Below are 21,174 nucleotides of genomic sequence, written 5' to 3'. Positions count from 1 at the left end.
GAGTATCACTGTGAAGGTTAAAACTTTTGCCGTTATTCTTTTTCTTGTTTCAGCATTATATGCACAGGAAGGCCGGCTGCACAGAAATATAAAGCCAGATGAACGCTATAAGACAGACGTTCTTTTAATTGTGGCTCATCCGGATGATGAGACTGCAGTGGGCGGATACCTTGCCAAGCTGATCTTTGATGACAACAAAAAAGTTGCCGTAATTTATACTAACCGCGGACAGGGGGGCGGAAATTCCTATGGCAACGAGCAGTCATCTGCCATGGGAGAGATCCGTGAAATTGAAGCCCGCAAGGCTCTTTCAAAGTTCGGAGTAGACCACGTGTGGTTCTTAAACGGCTACGACACTCCCGGCCAGGACGTCCTGCACGCGCTTAAAAATGTGAACCATGGTCAGGCTCTTGAAAGCATGGTAAGACTCCTCAGGCTTACCCGCCCTGAAGTTATCCTTACATGGCTTCCCCACTTTGTGGCCGGTGAAAACCACGGCGACCACCAGGCCTCAGGCGTTATTGCTACAGAAGCCTTCGATATGGCGGGAGACCCTACTGTGTTCCCCGACCAGGTGGCAATGCCCAGGGAAAGAGCCGACATAGGAAACTTTAACGAGGGGCTTACTCCCTGGCAGGCAAAGAAGATCTATTACTTCTCTGATGCCGACTCGGAAGTGGTCGCTCCGGGACCTAAGTTCAACCTTTCAGAAGTCTCACCCTCAAAGAAGGTCCCTTATTACGAACTTGCTGCCGACCTCCACACGCCGCACCTGACGCAGGGGGATGTAGCCGATATGGGAATTAAGGCACAGAAGACCGGCGACTACAAAGAGTTCCTGAATTACCTTAACAGATTCCACCTCATTTTCGGTAAGGCGGTTGTACCCTGTAAACCCGATGGCGAAACCTTTGAAGGCGTAAGGCCGGGCAGCCACGCTTACGTAGCCCCCAGAGGCTATGTGCCGGAGAGGCAGGAAGGGGTCACAATGCAGCTTGGCGGACCGTTTTATTTTTATCATGACTTCTGGCGCGCTCATAATATTGAAAACCTGGGCCCCATTGTCAAGCCCGAGATAAACGTTGCATTCGGAAGCTACCTTAACGTCCCCATCATTCTTAAAAATAATACCAGTGATTCCGTTGTAGTAACGCTTAAATCCCAGCTGCCCGAAGGCTTTAAGCTTTCTTCAGGCGATGGAAATTATTTTCTGGCTCCGGGAGAAACCTATCCTGTTGAGACCTTTATGTTTACTCCGCAGGAAGCCCCCAAAGGAGGGCTTAACGTTACCTGGAACGCTTCAGTAAACGGAAAACAGGTGGGATCCCTCAGCATAAAAACGTATTTAAGCGAGTGGACACTACCCCAATAAAGGAATTATTATGAATATCAGGAAATTCCATATCACAGGCCTTTTCCTTTGCCTCTGCCTCTGCCTTCCCCTTCAGGCACAGGTGCTTGATCCTTCAATTGACAGGGCCGATGAGCCTTTCTGCTACTTTAGCAAGCCGACCGACGTAATAGGCGTTATGGATGGTAAAGAAGGCACACTTGTTACACCCGAGGGGTACTTCTACACCGGTTCGGGTGAACTGATGTTCTTTACCGGTAACCCTCCCGTAGCTGTAAACCAGAGGGTTAAAACGCTTCTTCATGGCTACCTTCCTGTAATTGAATATAACTTCGACCGTGAAGGCATTCATTACAGCCTGGAGGCATTTGCCCAAACGCTTGACGGAAATCCTGAAAGTCCCCTTATTAACTTTATCAGGGTTAAAATTAAAAATACTGACACTAAGACCAGGTTGGCTTATTTTACAACTGGTGTCAGATATCAAAACGATGAGAACACCGACTGGGGAGTTGGAGATAACCGTTTCGGACGCCCATGGAAGGCTAAAAAGCTGGGGGAATTTGAACAGGCAGGCGACACCTTTAACGTGCACAGTGAATATTCATTTACAGACGACGCGTTCTTAAAGGATGGCCGCCTCATGTATACTTTCCCGAAAGAAAACATGACCGAGAAGGTAATGACACTTAAGACCGGATACAATGAACCGGGTTACAATTCGGCGGCAAAAATCCTGATCCTTCCTACTACTCCCGTAGGCATAGTTCATTATAAGTTCTTCCTTGAACCGGGTAAGGAGGCAAGCCTCGACTTTAAGGCGCCTTATGTCGCAATTGATAAAAATGACCCCGTAGTTCAGCAGATGATTAAGGCCTCATATGATGAATACCTGGATAGGACGGTAAAATTCTGGGATAGTATTCTTTCCCGCGGAATGGAAATAACCCTTCCCGAGGAAAAGGTAAACAATACCTTTAAGGTTAACCTTTTCTACGACCTCATAGCCAGGAACAAGCACGGGCAGGACTACGTGCAGAATGTAAATGAGTTTAATTACGACCAGTTCTGGATAAGGGATGCCGCTTCCATTTTAAGAATGTATGACATCTCGGGCTATCACGACCTTGCCCGCCAGGTGCTGGACTTCTTCCCCCGCTGGCAGGATTCTACCGGGAATTTTATCTCTCACGCAGGACAGCTGGATGCCTGGGGTCAGGCCATGTGGGCCTACGGAGAGCACTACCTCATAACGGGCGACAAGGCCTTTGCCGAAAAAGTCTACCCTTCTGTCCAGAAGGCTTTCCTCTGGCTTAAGAAAACTCTTGAACAGGATTCACTCCACCTCTTCCCCGTTGCAACGCCTGGGGATAATGAAGATATCACGGGACGTGTAACAGGGCATAACTTCCTGGCTTTAGCCGGACTTAAAAATGTAATCGTCCTTGCAAATGCCCTTGGCAGAACTGAAGACGCGAAAACTTACCAGGCGGAATATGATACATATTTTTCAAACCTGATGAAACGCCTTAAGGAAGTAACCTCGAAGACTGACGGCTATATAACTCCGGGTCTCGATAAGCTTGGCGGAAACGACTGGGGCAACATGCTGACCCTCTACCCTGAAATAATTCTTGACCCCTTTGATCCTATGGTTACTAAGACTCTTGAAGTTACGCGCTCAAAGTACCAGGAAGGAATTATGACCTATGCACAGGGGCGCTACCTCCATCATTATTTAACAATGAATAACACACAAAGCGAGCTCATCCGCGGCGAGCAGGAAAAAGCTCTCCAGGAATTCTACGCAGTACTGATGCATACGGGATCTACTCACACGGGTTTTGAATTTTCAATATTCCCATGGGGTAACAGGGACTTTATGATGAACCTTACTCCTCACGGATGGTTCTCGGCCGAATTCCGAACACTCTTAAGAAATATGATGGTGCGCGAGGAGAAAAGTGACCTCCACCTTTTCAGCGCCCTTTCACCCGAATGGTTAAAAGAAGGCGATAAGATAGCGGTCCATAAGGCTCCAACAAATTTCGGCATGGTTAATATGGATCTTAGCGTAAGAAATGGCGGAGCGGATCTTAAGCTTGACAATAAGTTTACCAGTAACCCTTCTAAACTCATTCTTCACCTGCCGTACTTTATGGCGGTTAAATCAGTAAGGGCAGACGGAAAAACAGTTGCGGTAAGCAATAATTCTGCCTTCCTGCCGGTAAATACAAAGGCAGTCGCAATAGAGTGGGCAAAACAGAAGAACTACCCAGAGATGAGCTACAATAAGGCAGTTGAGGACTATAAAAAAGAGTACAGAGAGAAATACCAGGAATCTTTAACAAAATAGTATAAACATTTTAGAGAGGTACGCCATAGACCGCAGGGAATTCATAACCAAAACCACTCTGGCTGGGGCAGGAGCCTTATTTATACCTAAATGGCTCCAGGGCATGCCGGAAGTGCTGACCCGTGGAAGGGTTGCAGCAAAGACTCTCCAGGGAGAACTATTATTTAAACCCTACTACGTACAGAAAGGGCGCGGCCCGAACCTCCTCGACTGGGCCTATGCAAGCGACAAAAACTGGGACGCTTTCCATTCCAATATCACTGCCGGAAAAGACGGCGTGAAAGTCTCTGATACCGAAGGCGTTGACAAGTTCGGAATTGACGTTCGGTGGAACGTCGAAGGCTTTGGCTACATTTATATTACTGCCGATAACGGGGGCGAATTCTACACGCTTCCCAAGGAAGGAAAACAATCTGAACTAAACCTCAACTATGAGCTTGCAAAAAGCCGCGTCCACAGAAACAGAAGACGCCTTAAAAAGTTTACAGATGAAACCCCCGGCTGGAAAGCAGCCAAAGACGCTCAGGCATTCCTGGATCTCTCGGAAGATTTCCTCTCCGATGCCGAAAAATATATGCAGGATAAAGAAAAATGCGCAGAGTTTTCACAGACCGCACTCTACTACGCGATGTGGGGAGGAGAAAAGCTGGAGCTTAGTAAGGCTCAAAGCGATATAGAAAAGCGCGGCTTCCGCCCGAACTTCTTTATCGGATGCGACGCCCGGGGCTTCTATCAGATGGATCCCGACACATTTATGGAAGAGTTTACGGCTTTATTTAACTACGCCACAATTACGCATTACCTTAAAAGCAACTCCTATCAGGATTTTGAACCTGTTGAAGGCGACCCCCGCTTTGACTTAAGGGACGCGGTCTTAAGACAACTAAGAAATAAAAACATTACCGTCGAAGGACGCCCCTTGTTCTGGTTCTATGAGACCGTAACGCCCGACTGGCTGAGGAAGAAAACTTATGATGAATTAAGAAAATACATCGAAAAGCACGCCCGCACCGTTGTCTCCCACTACGGAAGCGAGATGTACGCCTGGGAAGTTGTAAATGAAATTCACGACTGGGCAAATGAACTTCAGCTTAATAACGAGCAGATAGTTGAAATTACACGCCTTGCCTGTGACGTAGCAAAGGACACGAACCCGAAGGTTAAAAGACTCATAAATAACTGCTGCCCATATGCCGAATACGTACAGCTTAAAAAGTGGGGTAACATTGATGCAAAGTACCACCAGAGGACGCCGCATCAGTTTATGCAGAACCTCGTGGACGCTGGAGTCGATTTCAACATTACAGGCCAGCAGATGTATTTCCCGTACAGGGATCTGCAGGATACAATAATACTTGTTGAACGCCTTGAGAAGTTCGGGCGCCCCGTGCAGCTGACCGAAGTTGGCGCAAGCTCGGGCCCTACAAAAGATTCCATATTCTCAGGCAGGCTCGACCTTCCAAAGGAACCCTACGTATGGCACCGCCCGTGGGACGAGGAGCTTCAGGCAGACTGGCTTGAAGGCATGTACTCACTGGCATACAGCAAACCGTGGATAGAGGCAATTAACTGGTACGACTTTGTCGATCCTTACGCATGGATTAAAAATGGCGGCCTTCTTTCATCCCCGCAGGGAGAAAAGAAACCGGCTTACGACCGCCTCATGAAACTGGAACAGTACTGGAAATCACTTCCCACGAAATCATAAATTATCGTAACTTAAGTTGAGGTCCAATTGAAAACAATTTCACGAAGAGAGTTTTTGCGCTACAGTGCCTTAGGAGGCGCGGCCCTTGCAGCCTCACCACTTTATTCAGGCTGGGAAAGGATTTTTGCCCGTACGCTGAACAGCCCGGCCCTCGTTCCCTACCCCCATCCCTGGATGCCTAAGATGGATTTTGTGTACCTGGCAGATGAAAATGAGGACCCGTTTAAGAGCCAGGCTGCAATTACACAGGACGGAATCGTGGTCCCCCAGGACCTGGGAAATAAAAAGTTTTCCATAAATACACGCTGGTTTGTCGAAGGCTTCGGCTTTATCTGGCTTTCTGCCGATAACGGAGGGGAGTTCTTTTCGGCCGCTAATTTTAGCCCAAAAGGAAGCCTTAACTACGAGTTCGCGCGCTCCCGCGTAATGCGAAACCGTAAAGTGAAAGCAAAATATGAGAGCCAGGGCGCACAGTTTTCAAGCGAAGTAAAACACCTTACTGCAGCCTCGGAAGAACTTTTTGAAGACGCCGGGAAAAAACTCTCCAGCGGAGAAAAAAGTGCCCGCCTTGCAGATAAGGCTCTTGAATATGCCCTCTGGGCCGGGGAAAAAATTGAGCTCGAGAAGGCGGCCTTCGAAATTGCAAAACGCTCTATTAACAATAACGTCGCCTTCGGATGCGAAAGCCGGCAGTACGTTTGGGCCAGAAGCGAGGAATTCCAGAAAAGGTTTGTAGAGCTTTTTAATTTTTCCACAGTAACTCATTATGTGTGGGATTCATGGTATGAACTTTTTGAGCCGCGCGAAGGCTACTACAACTGGGGCATTAAAGACGACATTGTAAACTGGCTCCTGGAAAATAATATTACAATTCAGGGGCGCCCGCTTTTCTGGTTTCACCCCACGGTTACACCCGACTGGCTTAAAAATAAAAACTTTGACGAGCTGAAGAAATACGTCGAAAAGCACACAAAGGACCTGGTAAGCCACTACGGCGACAAGATTCAGCAGTGGGAAGTTATAAATGAGTACCACGACTGGGCTAACATACATAACCATACGCCCGAGCAGATAACGGAAATTGTGCGCCTTGCATGCGACAAGACCAAAGAAGTTAATCCTAAAGTGGTAAAGATACTTAATAACTGCTGCCCGTGGGCTGAGTACGCGGCAAGAGGCAGAATGGCAAGAATGGACGCTACACGCCCCTTACGTTCACCAAGAAAATACCTTGAAGACGTAACAGAGGCCGGAGTGGACTACGACGTCCTCGGAATCCAGATCTACTTCCCTGCGCGCGATTTGTCAGACATAGTGCGCTTGCTAGAAAGGCTTGAAACATTCGGCAAACCGATCTATATAACCGAGATCGGCGCCTCCGCAGGACCAAATAATAAAATGGTTGCCTCAGGCGATATGAAGCTTCCCGAGGGGCCTTACGACTGGCACCGCCACTGGGACGAGGAGCTCCAGGCCGACTGGCTGGAGCAGGTCTATAACCTTTACTACAGCCGCCCGTCCATTAAGGCAATTAACTGGTACGACTTCTCCGACTTCCGTCCCTTTATCCCGGGCGGCGGACTGGTTCGTGAAGACTGCTCAACCAAGATCTCTTTCTCCAGGATGAAAGAGCTTCTTGGCGCGTGGAATAAGCTTCCCCGCGGCGCAAAAATTTAATTTATAGGAGATAATGTTCTAATGACACCAAAGGAAAGAATACTTACTGCAATGAAAGGCGGAGTTGCCGACCACGTGCCCGTAAGTCCCGATATATCCGTAATGGTCCCCGACCGCCTGACAGGTCGTCCGTTCTATGAAATCCATTTGGACGGTCGCGAGCATAACGGCTGGACCTCGGCAACGCACAGCGAGGCTTACGTCAGTGCGGTAAAATATTTTGATATGGACGGCTTCTACATGTACGGCGGCCTTAAGGAATTGCGCCCTGAAGGCGCCCCGGAATTTGTAACTACAATTAAAGACTCCCCTGAAGGAAAAGTAGCCGAAAGAGTCTGCCGCACTGAAAAAGGTGACCTGACGGAAAAAGAGATCTATTTTAAGGATGAACCACCCTGGAGGCTCGAAAAACCTGTAAAAAACCTCCATGAGGATTTTGAAAAGCTGCAGCTTTTAATGGGCTGCGGAGGCTGGAAATGGGAGACAAAGTTTAACGACCGCGGGCGCATGGGGGATAACGGAATTTATATGGGAATGGTGCCGGTATTCCAGGACTGGTGGTTTTTCTACCGCGACGGTGGCTTTGAGACTATGTTTATGGATTTTATGATGGAGTCTTCCTTCATGGACCGCGTGCACGAGTTCTGGATGGAGTGGTCTCTTGCAAACGTCCGTGCAATGATTGAAGCTAAGCCCGACGTCATAATGCTTGGGGGATCAAGTGCAAGCCTCAGCGTAAGCTCACCCCAGATATTCCGGAAATATGAGCTCCCCTTTATAAAAGAGGCCACAAAAATATGCAAAGAAAAAGGCGCAATCTCGCACCTGCACATCTGCGGAAAATCGTGGCAGCTGGTGGAAATGGTTGCCGAAGAGACAGATCTTATGTCCATGGAGCCTTTGGAAGAGCCCCCGTCGGGCAATGTGGACTTGAAAGAAGCCAAAAGGCGCGTTGGAAGTAAGCTCTGCATTAAGGGCAACATTAACACAACCGACTTCATGCTTAATGCAACGCCCAAAGAAATAGAAGAAAAATCCAAACGCCTTATTGACGATGCCGCGCGTGATGGCGGCTTCATACTCTCCACCGGCGACCAGTGCGGCCGCGACACCCCCGACGCCAATTTATTTAAGATGGTGGAAGTAGCCAAAACCTACGGCAGGTATTAGAATTTCGCTCTGGATATTATTAGTCATCCTGCTTTATTTATCCTTGAATAAACACGGATACAATTATGAAGAAAATATTCTGCATATTGCTTTTAAGCTCAATGCCTGTTTTTGCCCAGAAGGTCGTGCTTGACGAAATGTCGGCTACAGTATGGGGTCAGCAGCAGTTGATAAAAGGGCATATTGAAGGACTTATAGTAAATAACGCCACACTTTTTCTTAATGGCAAAAGTCAAAACGTTAGCGTAGCTCCCGACAGCTTTACCTTCTCCGCACAATTAAAAATTGGCGAAGGCTTAAATGCGGTTTATGTCACCGCCGACAGCATGGGAAAAACCGCTCTTTCGGATACACTGAAGCTGACCTTGGGCTACAAACTTCGCCCCGAAATGTATGCCTATGCGGAAGTCCAGGGAAGAACTGTCACACTTAAAAGCGAGGTAATTGAAAACCCCGACAGCGCACAGCTTACATACACGTGGAACGCTGACCCTCTTAACCCGGCTTCTGTTGCGCTTGCATCTGTGACGGGAAACAGTACCACTTTCAGCATGCCTCAGGATATAGCTAAGGGGGAATATTATTTTAATCTTACCGTTGCTGCCTCAGACGGCGACACGGTAAAAGCCCGCACGTATGTCACCGTGGATACCTCGGGAATTAAACCCTTTAACATTAAAACAGATCATGCGGAGTGGATAGATAAAGCGGTTATCTATGAAATATATCCCTATACTTTTACCGAGTCCAATCAGTTTAAGAATATTACAGCTAAAATTCCTGAACTTGTCTCGCTCGGCATTACTGCCATCTGGCTTCAGCCGGTTTACAGCACCCATGGCGGCGGCATGGGATACGACGTTACAGATTACTTTTCCTTAAGAAGCGACCTGGGAAGTGAGGCCGATCTGCGTGAGCTGATAAGAACTGCCAAAGAAAATAAAATTAAGGTGATGTTTGATTTTGTGGCTAATCATACTTCCATTTATCACCCCTACGCCCAGCAGTCAGTAAAATATAAGGAAAAGTCGCATTACTGGAATTATTACCAGCGGAAGAAAAGCCCTTCCGGAACTCCGTATTCAATGCATGAAAATACTGCCGACGGCCTGTTCTGGAATTATTTCTGGAAAGAACTCCCGAATCTGAATTTTGATAATCCGGAGGTTCAGCGCTGGATACTGGAAGCCGTAAAGTACTGGCTCGTAAAGTACGACCTCGATGGATACCGCTTAGATGCCATATGGGGAGTAACGGCCAGAAAACCTGAATTTACAAAAGAGCTCCGCCTGGCGCTCAAAAGAATTAAACCCGACTGTTTGCTCCTGGGAGAGGATAAGGCTTCATGGCCCGAGGCTTTCGATGAAAGGTTCGATGCGGCATTCGACTGGACAGCTTCCGAAAGCTGGGTCTCGCAGTGGGTGTGGCAGACCAGCTACAGTCAGACAAGCAACCCGACAATATTTAATACAAACTTCACCAACGGGCGTTCAGCTCCTCTTAGAAATTCACTTACAAATAATGGCAAAGGCTACGCTCCTAATGCTAAGATATTAAGATTCCTTGAAAACAACGACACGTATCATTTTTTAACGCACCACACGCTCGATCAGACAAAGATGGCTGCGGCACTGGAGTTTTCCTTAAACGGAATCCCGATGCTTTACAACGGCCAGGAGGCAGGCATTACAGGGCATGCATACGACGATTATCCCACTTATACTCCGGGCGTGCCAATAAAGTCGACGGACAAAAAGGGGCTCTTCCCATATTACCAGAAACTGATCGATTTCAGAAAAACCGTTCCTGCGCTCTACAGTAATAACTACGAGGAAGAAACAGTAAGTCCCAATAAAAACGTTTTTGCCTTCCGCAGGTGGGAAAGCAGTCAGAATGTTTTTACAGTCCTCAATATGGATTCAAATCCCGTCAGTGCGCAGCTGACAATTCCTGTAGAAAAACTGGGACTAGACTCTGCAAAGACTTACTACATGACGGATATAATAAGCGGAAAAGTTATTTCAGGAAAACTAAGTGAGCTTGCGGCCCTGAAGCTGGATATGAACGGCTACTCGGCTTCAGTTATGCTTCTTGCCGATACGGCCATGGTGGTCTCGGGAGTTGACGTGGCACAAAACACGGTGCCCGAATCCTTTGCCATGGCGCAGAACTACCCGAACCCCTTTAACCCCTCAACTTCCATCCGCTACAGCATAGATAAAAGCGGTCCTGTAAGCCTGAAGGTTTACGACATCCTGGGCAAGGAAGTGGAAGTGCTTGAAGAGGGTTATAAAAATGCAGGCAATTATACGGCGGTATTCAATGCCTCAAAGTATGCCAGCGGAATATACCTCTGCCGCCTGCAGTCTTCAGGCCGCGCTCTTACAATGAAGATGCTGCTCTTGAAATAGTAAGAAGCTAATAAAACACAATGCCAAAGAGAGGTTTAGCATAACACAGCCATAGAGTTCCGGAGGAACGACTTGTCTGTAGAAAACACCTCTCAAAAAAACATTCAGAGCTCCGGAGGAGCGACTTGTAAAAAGGGAATTGACACGCGTATCCGTTAATACAAGTCGCCTCTCCGAGGCTCTGAAGAGAGGTGGTGATCCATCCTCTGCTATAGACAAGTCGTTCCTCCGGAACTCTGAATTGAGGTGGCATTCTTTTTTGTAATGCCTCACCGGGAATTGGCAACCTGGCCGTTTATGCATGCTCGGCTTTACATAACTTAATTGGGATTAGATTTTGCTTAATTACCATTTTATTCTAAATAAATTTTTGGTATAACATGGATATACTTGTAATCGGCGGGACGGGACTAATAAGCACCTCCCTCGTGGAACATCTCCTCGAAAAAGGTCACCGCGTTACGGCTTTTACTCGCGGGGAATCTGAAAACAGGCTTAAACCCCATAAGAACTTAAACCTTCTCGCTGGCGACCGCCGCGAGGAGCATGCGCTTAAAAGCCTGGTCGAAAATAAAACCTATGACGCCGCATATGATATGATCTCATATCACCCTAAAAGCTCTGAACAGGCGGCAAAAGTCTTCCGCGGCAAAGTGGGGCGCTTTATCCACTGCAGCACAATCTCCGTCTATATGGTCTCCAATAACGTGCAGTGCCCTATTACAGAGGACCAGGATAAAGGTGAACTCATGCCCTACTTTGAACGTAACCCCTTCGGTATGGATTACGGCATAAAGAAAAGAGCCTGCGAGGACGTCCTTTGGAAACTCCACGACGAAAAATTATTCCCTGTCAGCATGATAAGGCCCACTTATATTGCAGGCCCTCACGACTTTGCCATGCGCGACTTTTTCTGGATTGAAAGAATCCTGGACGGAAAACCCCTTCTTGTTCCCGGAAGCGGGGACCACGCTTTCCAGGAAGTATTCGTTGAGGACGTGGCTAAAGCTTTCGCAAGCCTCCTTGAGACTGAAGCCTCAATCGGCCAGGCCTATAACGCTGCGGCCGAAGAGATATTCTCGCTTAACGATTACATATATAAGCTTGGAAGCCTCTTAGATAAAAAGCCTGAACTCGTGCACGTGGATCAGGAGGTCTTCGACTCTCTTCCCCTTAGCCGCAATATGAACGGGGATGTCTTCCCCTTTAACGTCAGGCGCACTTCAATTTTCAGTCTGGATAAAATAAAAAAAGATCTTAACTACCATTCCACTCCTTTTGATGAATGGATGAAGAAAACAATCAGCTGGTTTACCAGTGAGTTCAACGGGCACTCTTTCGGCTACGAAAAAAGAGAGGATGAAATCCAATTCATTCAGGAGTGGAAAAATTACCGCAATAATTTACTCAGGGAGTACGTATAATGAAAATTCCAGGTACAGTGCTTCTTTTATTAGCAGCTATTCTTAGCATAATATTAAACCGTAATACCATGGCCCAGCAGGTCTCTTTGGACGGCACGTGGAACTTCGCCGTGGATACGGCGGGAAGTTTTACAATCGATAACGTTAAACTTCAGGCCAAATGGCGTGAGGCTAAAGTCCCCCTCTCCTGGCAGGCGCAGTTTTCAGATCTTCGCGACTACCAGGGCGTCGCATGGTACAGCAGAACTTTTAAGCTGCCTGTCGTAGATAAAACAGAACAAGTCATACTTCACTTCGACGCCGTAGATTACATGGCGGAAGTGTTTGTAAACGGCAAAGCCGCAGGGCGCCACGAGGGAGGCTATACGCCTTTTGAGTTTGACGTAACCCCCCTTGTAACAAAAGGTAAAAACAATGTAACGCTTAGAGTAATGGATCCCGCGGGAACGGAAAAAGGCACCGAAGGCGTAAGCTACTGGAATATCCCTCACGGCAAACAGTCCTGGTACGTTCAGACCAGCGGCATCTGGAGAACGGCATACGTTGAGGTAAAGCCTGAACAATATATAAGCTATGTCCATATTACCCCTTCCAACGACGGCAGCATTGTAATTGAAGGCATGCTCGAAGGAAATTCCTCAAAGAATAATAAAAATGTTGAGATCATTGTAAAAGGTCCCGGCAATAAAAGCGTGCTTAAGGCAAGCGCTCCTGTAGCAGGTGACGGCAGAAGTTTTCGCTACGAGGGGAAAATTCAGAACCCTGGCCTCTGGAGCTTTGAGCATCCTAACCTTTATTCTGCTGATTTTGTCTTGGGTAAAAGTAAAGTAACTGAACGTTTCGGCTTCAGAACAATTGAAGCTAAAGATAAGATGATGTTCTTAAACGGCAAGCCCTTTTACCTAATGGCGGCTTTGGATCAGGACTTTTATCCCGAGACAGTCTACTCCACCCCTTCCGAAGAATACATAAGAGATGAAATGCTAAAGGCCAAAAAGATGGGGCTTAATACCTTAAGATGCCACATCAAGGTGCCTGATACAAGATACCTCAAAGTGGCCGACGAAGTGGGGCTTTTAGTCTGGTACGAAATCCCTAACTGGGATGTCTTTACAACGGATGCCGCAAAGCGCGGCGAAGAGACGCTTTCTCTTATGCTTAAGCGCGACTGGAATCATCCTTCACTTGTAATATTAAGCATCATAAATGAAAGCTGGGGAATCGACCTTCAGAAGGAGGATCAGAGGCAGTGGCTTAAGTCAGCTTTCAACCGCACAAAGGAAATGGCTAAAGGTCGCCTCGTTGTAGATAACAGCGCCTGCTACGGCAACTTCCACCTTAAAACCGACATCAACGACTATCATACATATTATTCAATTCCCGATAACCGCCTTAAGTTTGACGAAACCGTAAAATCTGTTGCAGATCGCCCTGACTGGCTCTTCAGCAAATTTGGCGACGCTGAGGAGACAAAACAGGAGCCGCTCCTTTTGTCTGAATTCGGCAACTGGGGGCTTCCTGAGCTGCCGGATAAGCTCCCGTGGTGGTTTAGCCGCAGGTTTGGTGATATTGAAGTCTCAATGCCTGAAGGCGTCCACAAAAGATTTAACGACTATAACTTTGCTGAGACCTTCGGAAACTATAACTCCCTTGCCTCTGAAAGCCAGAAGGCGCAGTTCATGGCGTTAAAATATGAAATTGAAGAGATAAGGCTTCACCCTGAACTGCAGGGATACGTAATAACAGAATTTACAGACATCAACTGGGAGTCCAACGGGCTTCTTGACATGTGGCGCAATATGAAATATTCGGCAAAAAATATTTCAGACATTCAGCAGCAGGATGTGATTATTCCGCGCCCTGAAAAATACACTTACTGGGCGGGCGAAAACCCTTCAGTTAAACTTTATATCTCGCACTACAGCAGCCAGGATCTGAAGGGTGCAAAACTTAACTGGAAAGCAAACGGGAATCAGAAAGGAAGCCTCCCGGTGGATATTGGCAGTTCAGCCTCAGTAACTGAAATGCCTTTAATCCAGCTTAAGGCATCCAATGTTAAGAAGCCTGAAAAGATGCGCGTCGAGTTTGAACTTGTGGATAAAAATGGAAAACCCTGCGCAAAAAACTTTACGGAAATATTTGTCTATCCGTCCATTGAAAACGCGCAGTACCCTGAAATTACCGTTATGGATCAGCATGAAAATCTTTCACATCTGAAAGAGGTTAAAGGGAATACATCTAATGGAAACTTAATTATAACAAACACGCTGGACGAAAATATCTTAAGCAAACTTGAGAGCGGTTCCCCGGTGCTATGCCTTGTTGACACCCTGACTAAAATTCCAGACTCAATGAAGCTCAAAGTCATCTCAAGAAAAAGCGAATGGTACGACGGCAACTGGGCCAGCAACTTCAACTGGATAAGGCCCGGGCGCGCCCCGTTTAAGGATATCAGCTTCGGCAAATACCTGGGCTTTGAATCCACATACTCAACTCCGCAGCTCGTCATTTCAGGAATAGAACCTCAGAACTTTAAGAACGTCCTGTCCGGAATGTACATCGGCTGGCTTCACCTTAATTCCGCATTCATATATGAGACAAATGTAGGAAAAGGCAAACTCGTCCTATGTACACTGCCCGTTGCGGAAAATTACAATAAAGATCCTTTTTCCAAAACGCTCTTTTACAACCTGGCGCGCTATACGGCCAATACGCATCAACTTTAACTAAAAGGCCAATAAAACAAGATCATTTATCATTACGCAATTACTAAGCCCCGGAGGGGCGCTTTATTTGTAGCCCGGGATGAGGAAACCCCGGAGGGGTGACTGAACCCCGGGGAAGAAATACCAAGCACCCTCCGGAGCCCCGAAGGGGCGACATATTCTATGCGGCACGACAAAATTTGTAAATAATCTTATATACAGGAGAATATAAATGGAAACAACAGAAATTAACATTAAAACAGTTGTTGAACAGGAAATTAAAAAAAATGACGGCATCCTGAGGCTTGAACCCGCCTGGGTGGCAAGGGATTTCCTACCCCCGGGGCGCCGGCTTGGACTGCCGGAAAACCAGTATGAACTTGGCGACCGTGGCGGCATCTGCGAACGCTGGGTCGGGTCCACAACAAAAGCAGACAACAAGGTGGGCGTCCCCTTTGAAGGCTTAAGCTTCCTTATGATCTCCTCCGGCGAACGCATCACGCTTAAAGACGCCGTTGAAAATGCGCCTGAGGCAATAATGGGAACTGAGTATTCAAAGACACACAAAGGCTTAAACCGCCTACCCAAAATATTTGATTACGAGGAACGCTTGCCCTACCACATCCACCAGATGCAGCAGCACGCAAAACTCGTTGGCTGCAACTCCAAGGAAGAAGCCTACTACTTCCCAGAGGAAGTTGAAATGGGTAAAAGCCCTGAAACATTTTTCGGCGTGCATCCCTATATTGCCGAAGAGAAAAAGTACGACCTCCTTCTTCCGCACATGGTGGAATGGAAAGACGACTCCATACTTCAGCACGCAAGAGCCTTTAAGCAGATCTCAGGCGACGGCTTCCACGTCCCCGCCGGCACGCTTCACGCTCCCGGCACGGCGCTTACTATTGAGCTCCAGGAGGACTCAGACGTGTTTTCCATGATGCAGGCAAAAGTGGGCAGCCACACAATAAACAAGGACCTCCTTTATAAGGATGTGCGCCCGGAGGATAAAAAGAAATTCGGCGAAAAGATCATTCTTGAAATGATAAACTGGGAGGTAAGCGGAGACCCTTACTTCTACGAAAACCGCCACACCCCTCCTGTCCTTATTGAAGAAACTAAACAGCGTGGGGGCGAGGAGTACTGGATATTCTACAACACCTTAAGCTTCAGCGGTAAAAAACTTGTTGTTCACCCGGGAGGAAAATTTACTTCAAAAGATAACGGCGTTTATAACATACTCGTCTGGAAGGGCAAAGGACTTTTTGCAGGCTTTGAGATCGAAGGCGGTAACTTTAACCAGGATGAGATCCTCGTTACTTCAGACCGTGCACAGAAGGATCTCACAGTTGAAAACACCGGGCAGCGTGACCTCATAATCTACAAGTTCTTCGGCCCCGATATAAATCGGGACCTCCCAATGCTTAAGCATTACGGGCGCTGAAAACTCCTTCCTTGCGGAATTGCTAAACATAAAACTGAATAACTAAGGGAAATTGTTAAATGGGTATACTTGAAGAGATCAGTAACTGTATAATTAAAGGTCATGCAAACCAGCAGTCCCCTTATCCCCCAGAAATGCAGGGGCAAGAGGGTGTAAGTGAACTCGTGCAAAAAGCTCTGGATGAAGATATCGAAGTCGGCCTTATCCTTAAAGAAGGCCTCATTCAGGGCATGGATGAAATAGGAAAGAAATTTTCTGCAGGTGAATGCTTCGTGCCCGAAATGCTCGTCTCTGCCCAGGCGATGAAGCTGGGAATGAAAGTCCTTGAACCGTACCTTAAAGGTGATGAAACCAGGAAAATCGGCACCGTAATAATAGGCACGGTTAAAGGCGATATGCACGACATCGGGAAAAATCTTGTCGGAATGATTTTAGAAGGCGGCGGCTTCGAGGTAATTGACCTCGGCATAAATACGCCTGTGGAAAAATTTGTCCAGAAGGCAAAGGAACATCCAAAGGCTGTAATCGGCATGTCGGCGCTTCTTACTACTACCATCGGCAATATGAAGCTCGTTGTGGAAGCGCTGCGCTCGGAAGGGCTAAGTAACAAAGTAATTATCGGAGGGGCGGCTGTAAGCCGGAAGTTTATGGAAGAGATCAAAGCAGACGCTTATTCAAGGGATGCGGCTAAGGCCGTATCGATAGTAAAAGAGCTTCTGGGTGTACAGGCCCCCTAAGGAGGGAAGGAATATTGCCGGCTTTTGTTTATCCCCATTTTTATTTTTAATTTAAAATTCTAAATTGGTCTATGAATTACAGAATGCTTGGAAACTCGGGACTTGAGGTCTCGGAAATTTGTTTCGGCGTAATGACATTTACGGGCGAGGACGGCTGGACGCACGTAGGCCGCCTTGACCAGCACGACGCCGATGAACTGACCGGTGCGGCGCTGGAGCACGGAGTAAACTTCTTCGACACGGCGGATAACTACTCCTCCGGAAGGTCCGAAGAAATGCTCGGGCGCGCTTTGGGCCCAAGGCGCAGAGATGCCGTAATTGCAACCAAATGCGGCTTCAGGCTCTTTGAAGGCCCGAACGGAACGGGACTTTCACGCAGAAGAATAATTGAAGCCTGCGATGAAAGTTTAAGACGCCTCAATACCGATTATATCGATCTTTACCAGGCGCATTCATTTGATTTCATGGTCCCTCTCGAGGAGACACTTTCGGCTTTTGAAACTCTTGTCCGCCAGGGCAAGGTGCGCTACATAGGCTGCTCTAATTTCATGGCATGGCAGCTTGTTAAAGCCTTGAGCATCCAGGAGAAAAGAGGCTATGAAAAGTTCATTACACTCCAGGCATATTACTCCCTCGTCGGGCGCGACCTCGAGTTGGAAATTGTGCCGGCATGCCTGGAAGAAAAAATTGGAATAACGGTCTGGGGACCCCTCCACGGAGGCATTCTGACGGGCAAATACCGCCAGGGGCGCGAGTGGCCTAAGGATACAAGAATCAAGGAGCCCGGAAGCCATCTTCCATACGACACAAAAAAAGGGGAAAAAATACTCCGGAGGCTGGAGGAAATTGCCTCCAAAAGAAATGTTTCCATAAGCCAGGTCTCTCTTAACTACCTTTTAAGAAAACCCGGCGTAAGCTCGGTTATAATCGGCGCAAGAAACAAAGAACAGCTTTTGGATAACATAAAAACGAGTGACTGGGAGCTTACAGAAGACGAGATGCACGCGCTTGATGAAGTAAGCAGCCCGGGGAAAATATATCCCCACTGGTACTTTGATATCTACAGGAAAGACAGGAACTATAAATCTAATTTCTAATTCAAAATTCATAATTCATAATTCAAATTTATCCCGGATGCGAGACTCCCCTTCTAATTAAACAGAAGCAGAAAGTTGCCATTCAGGCAAGAGCCCTTGCTATCTTTCAATGTTCAGGGATAAATAAACCGGGGTGCCTTTCTAAGAAAAATTGTGTAAAATTAATGTAACAGGGACCGGCCATGAAAAAATATTTCATACTGTTCATTTTTACAGCCGCGGCAGCGCTTTCTTCTCTAAGCTGCGGGAGCAGGAGTAAGGACGATGGCAAAGTCGTAATTACTTTCTGGCACAGTTTTGTCTCCAACACCATTCCGGCCTTAAATGAGCTGATCGACAGGTTCGAACGTGAGCACCCGGATATTAAAATAAGGGCTCAGTACGTCCCGAGCGGCGACCCCCTGATACAAAAACTTGTTACCGCAATTCAAAGCCGCACGGCGCCTGACATCGCATGGATTCATTCGGACTATATGGATAAGCTTGTTGAGGCTGACGCGCTGTACCCGATGAACCATTTTATTAAGGGCCCTGACGGACTTACAGACGAGGAGATGAACGACATCTTCCCCCCGCTGCTCCAGGCGGCAAAGTGGCGCGATACACTCTACGCCCTTCCCATGGAATGCACTACCCTGGCTCTTTTTTACAACAAGGCGCTTTTTAAGCAGGCGGGGCTCGATCCAAACCATCCGCCTAAGGACTGGACGGAACTTCGCGAATACGCAAAAAAACTTACTGTGGATAAAAACCACGACGGCATAACCGACCAGTACGGGTTTTATGTCCCTGTTTTTCCGGCCTCCGGACCCTTAAGCATATGGATGATACTTCAATGGGAACCGTACCTCTGGCAGGCGGGAGGAAGGGTGATAAACCCCGAACAGACAAAAGTTGAATTTAACAGTGAGGCCGGCGTAAAGGCGCTCTCACTCTGGAAGGACCTTTATCAGGGGCTCGATCTTACAAAATGCACTATGACGCACAACCTGGGCTTTGCCTCGGGAAGCCTGGCAATGATTATGGATGGGCCGTGGGATCTGCCCGAGTTCCGCAAGATGAATAATAAGGACTGGTCTGTTGCGTCTCTTCCTGCGGGTCCGGTTAAAAGGGCAACATACCTTGCAGGCGAGCACCTGGCAATCTTTAAGCAGAGCGCGCATCCGAAGGAAGCGTGGACATTCTTAAAGTGGGTCATTCAGCCTGAGGTTCAGGCAATGTTCTCTGAAAAGTCCGGATACCTTCCTGTAAGGCGTTCAACGCTGGATCTGAAAGCATATAAAGAATTTCTTTCTAAAGATCCTGCCATGAAGGCTTTCGTTGAACAGATACCTATAGGTCAGGCCAGGGGCGTAATTGATTACCACCGCGTGGAAATTAACCAGATTATTGCCCAGGCCGTGGAAAACTGCATAATAGGAAAAACAGACATAAAATCTGCTCTGGACCTGGCGGCGCAAAAGTCCGACAGGTTGCTGAGGGCAGCAAATTAATCATAATAAGGGTAAGCTATATGGGAAAATTATTGGTCCTTTACGACTCTGCAACAGGCAATACTAAAAAAATGGCCGAGTATGTTGCTGAAGGGGCAAGACAGAATCAGCATCACGAAGTACGCCTGAAATCTGTTGACGAAGCCAAAGCTGAAGACGTCCTCTGGTGCGACGGCATTGCCGTTGGCACTCCCACCCGTCTGGGACTCATATCCTGGAAGATGAAACGCTTCTGGGATGAAATTGAGGAAGAACTCTGGGGAAAAATTGACGGCAAGATCGGCTGCTCTTTCTCATCCTCGGGAGGCTGGGGCGGAGGAAATGAAATCAGCTGCCTCTCGGCTCTCGTCATGTTAATAAATTACGGTTTCCTGGTCTTCGGTGTTACGGATTATGTCGAGGATAAGTTTACCCTCCATTATGGCGCCGTATCGGCCGGAGCACCCCTGATGGATAAAGAAATAAAAGCCTGCAGAAGGCTTGGCGAGAGGCTTTCCCAATGGGTTGAAATCCACACCCAGAAAGAAACCCTTTCCGCAATGGCAGAGGAAGATTATTAAATTTTAATGCGGTGCCGGAAAAGAGTGATGTCAGGAAATGGTTCCTGACATCACTGAAAAGAAAACATTTAGAATTACGCAGTTAATAAGCCCTGGAAGGGCGCTTTGATTGTAGCCGGGGGTGACCAAATCCCCGCTAGGGGATGCGGGAACCCCCGGGAACCGTATCCCCCCAATTTCCGGGCCCCAACGGGGCGACATGTAAAATGAACGACGCATAAAATAGATTGATATTTAAACGGGATGAAATTATTATAACGAAAGGAGAAACCTATGTCTATTCTAACTGAATTCCGTGTTACAGATGAACAGAAAAGAAAATACCAGGAAGAGGGCTTTTTTATTTTAGATAAAGTAATACCCGACAGGAACCTCGAAATCCTCCGCTCCGAATGCGCTGAACTAATACGCCTTCAGGATGAGGAGATGGACCGCCAGAAAACAGACACTCTTAACCTCAGCCGCAAGAACAGCCGCTACTTCGTGTTCCTGGCATATAAGGACCGCCCTGAACTCGGGCAGTTCATATTCAGCGGCCTCATGGCGGAAATCTGCCGCGCAACCATAGGCCCCAACGCAATGCTATTCTGGGAACAGTTCGTGGTAAAAGGAACGGACAAAAAAGGCGCTGAATTCGGCTGGCACCAGGATTCGGGCTATGTGGACTACCAGCATAAGCCTTATGTCAACGCCTGGATCCCTCTTGACGACGTAAATGAGGAAAACGGCACCGTCTACCTCCTTCCCTACTCGCTTGCCGGAACCAGGGACAAAGTTGAGCATAAGCCCGTCCCGAATTCAAACGACAGGGTGGGATATTTCGGCACTGAGCGCGGCACGCCTGCAATCTGCCCGGCGGGATCAATTGTCGTTTTCTCAAGCACTGTCTTCCACCGCTCGGGAGCTAATTTTACAGACAGGATGAGACGCGCTTATGCAATACAGTACTCCCCGGAACCCATTTATGAGGCCGATGGATCTCTTAAAGGGCTGGCTGAGCCGTTTCTTGCTGATAATAAAAGAGTAAGATAAACTTTTAAAAAA

The 21,174-nt window shown here is 47.5% G+C and carries 14 protein-coding genes; all 14 read left to right on the top strand.

The window, feature by feature from the left end; genetic code table 11:
• Positions 1 to 10: 10 nt before the first annotated feature.
• On the top strand, positions 11 to 1,372 hold the full coding sequence (locus tag HF312_16390; GenBank protein ID MCU7521795.1) for a PIG-L family deacetylase: 1,362 nt from the start codon (positions 11 to 13) through the stop codon (positions 1,370 to 1,372).
• 10 nt (positions 1,373 to 1,382) lie between these two features.
• On the top strand, positions 1,383 to 3,707 hold the full coding sequence (locus HF312_16385) for a hypothetical protein (protein ID MCU7521794.1): 2,325 nt from the start codon (positions 1,383 to 1,385) through the stop codon (positions 3,705 to 3,707).
• A 103-nt stretch (positions 3,708 to 3,810) separates the two neighbouring features.
• Positions 3,811 to 5,415 carry a hypothetical protein gene (locus HF312_16380; GenBank protein MCU7521793.1) on the top strand — a complete coding sequence of 535 codons (1,605 nt, stop codon included), beginning with the start codon at positions 3,811 to 3,813 and terminating at the stop codon, positions 5,413 to 5,415.
• A 27-nt stretch (positions 5,416 to 5,442) separates the two neighbouring features.
• A complete protein-coding gene (locus tag HF312_16375) occupies positions 5,443 to 7,092 on the top strand; it encodes a twin-arginine translocation signal domain-containing protein (protein ID MCU7521792.1) in 1,650 nt (549 codons plus the stop codon).
• A 21-nt stretch (positions 7,093 to 7,113) separates the two neighbouring features.
• Positions 7,114 to 8,262 carry a hypothetical protein gene (locus tag HF312_16370; GenBank protein MCU7521791.1) on the top strand — a complete coding sequence of 383 codons (1,149 nt, stop codon included), beginning with the start codon at positions 7,114 to 7,116 and terminating at the stop codon, positions 8,260 to 8,262.
• A gap of 65 nt (positions 8,263 to 8,327) precedes the next feature.
• Positions 8,328 to 10,673 (top strand): T9SS type A sorting domain-containing protein, encoded by a 2,346-nt coding sequence (locus HF312_16365; protein MCU7521790.1) that lies wholly within the window; start codon positions 8,328 to 8,330, stop codon positions 10,671 to 10,673.
• Between the two features lie 380 nt (positions 10,674 to 11,053).
• The gene (locus HF312_16360; protein ID MCU7521789.1) at positions 11,054 to 12,097 is read left to right on the top strand and encodes an NAD-dependent epimerase/dehydratase family protein; all 1,044 of its coding nucleotides are present in this window, start codon (positions 11,054 to 11,056) and stop codon (positions 12,095 to 12,097) included.
• Entirely contained in the window at positions 12,097 to 14,823 is a 2,727-nt protein-coding gene (locus tag HF312_16355; protein ID MCU7521788.1) for a hypothetical protein, read from the top strand. The genes HF312_16360 and HF312_16355 overlap by 1 nt, the downstream gene beginning before the upstream one ends.
• A 211-nt stretch (positions 14,824 to 15,034) precedes the next feature.
• On the top strand, positions 15,035 to 16,243 hold the full coding sequence (locus tag HF312_16350) for a hypothetical protein (GenBank protein ID MCU7521787.1): 1,209 nt from the start codon (positions 15,035 to 15,037) through the stop codon (positions 16,241 to 16,243).
• A 59-nt stretch (positions 16,244 to 16,302) separates the two neighbouring features.
• Positions 16,303 to 16,980: a cobalamin-binding protein gene (locus tag HF312_16345; GenBank protein ID MCU7521786.1), complete on the top strand. Its 678-nt coding sequence runs from the start codon at positions 16,303 to 16,305 to the stop codon at positions 16,978 to 16,980.
• Between the two features lie 71 nt (positions 16,981 to 17,051).
• Positions 17,052 to 18,077 (top strand): aldo/keto reductase, encoded by a 1,026-nt coding sequence (locus HF312_16340; protein MCU7521785.1) that lies wholly within the window; start codon positions 17,052 to 17,054, stop codon positions 18,075 to 18,077.
• Positions 18,078 to 18,259: 182 nt separating this feature from the next.
• On the top strand, positions 18,260 to 19,570 hold the full coding sequence (locus HF312_16335) for an ABC transporter substrate-binding protein (protein ID MCU7521784.1): 1,311 nt from the start codon (positions 18,260 to 18,262) through the stop codon (positions 19,568 to 19,570).
• Between the two features lie 20 nt (positions 19,571 to 19,590).
• Positions 19,591 to 20,130 (top strand): flavodoxin family protein, encoded by a 540-nt coding sequence (locus tag HF312_16330; protein ID MCU7521783.1) that lies wholly within the window; start codon positions 19,591 to 19,593, stop codon positions 20,128 to 20,130.
• A gap of 273 nt (positions 20,131 to 20,403) precedes the next feature.
• Positions 20,404 to 21,162 carry a phytanoyl-CoA dioxygenase family protein gene (locus HF312_16325; GenBank protein MCU7521782.1) on the top strand — a complete coding sequence of 253 codons (759 nt, stop codon included), beginning with the start codon at positions 20,404 to 20,406 and terminating at the stop codon, positions 21,160 to 21,162.
• Positions 21,163 to 21,174 lie beyond the last annotated feature (12 nt).

It is taken from the genome of Ignavibacteria bacterium (assembly GCA_025612375.1).
Classification (GTDB): Bacteria; Bacteroidota; Ignavibacteria; order Ignavibacteriales; family SURF-24; genus JAAXKN01.
This window is presented reverse-complemented; position numbering and strand designations above follow the sequence as displayed.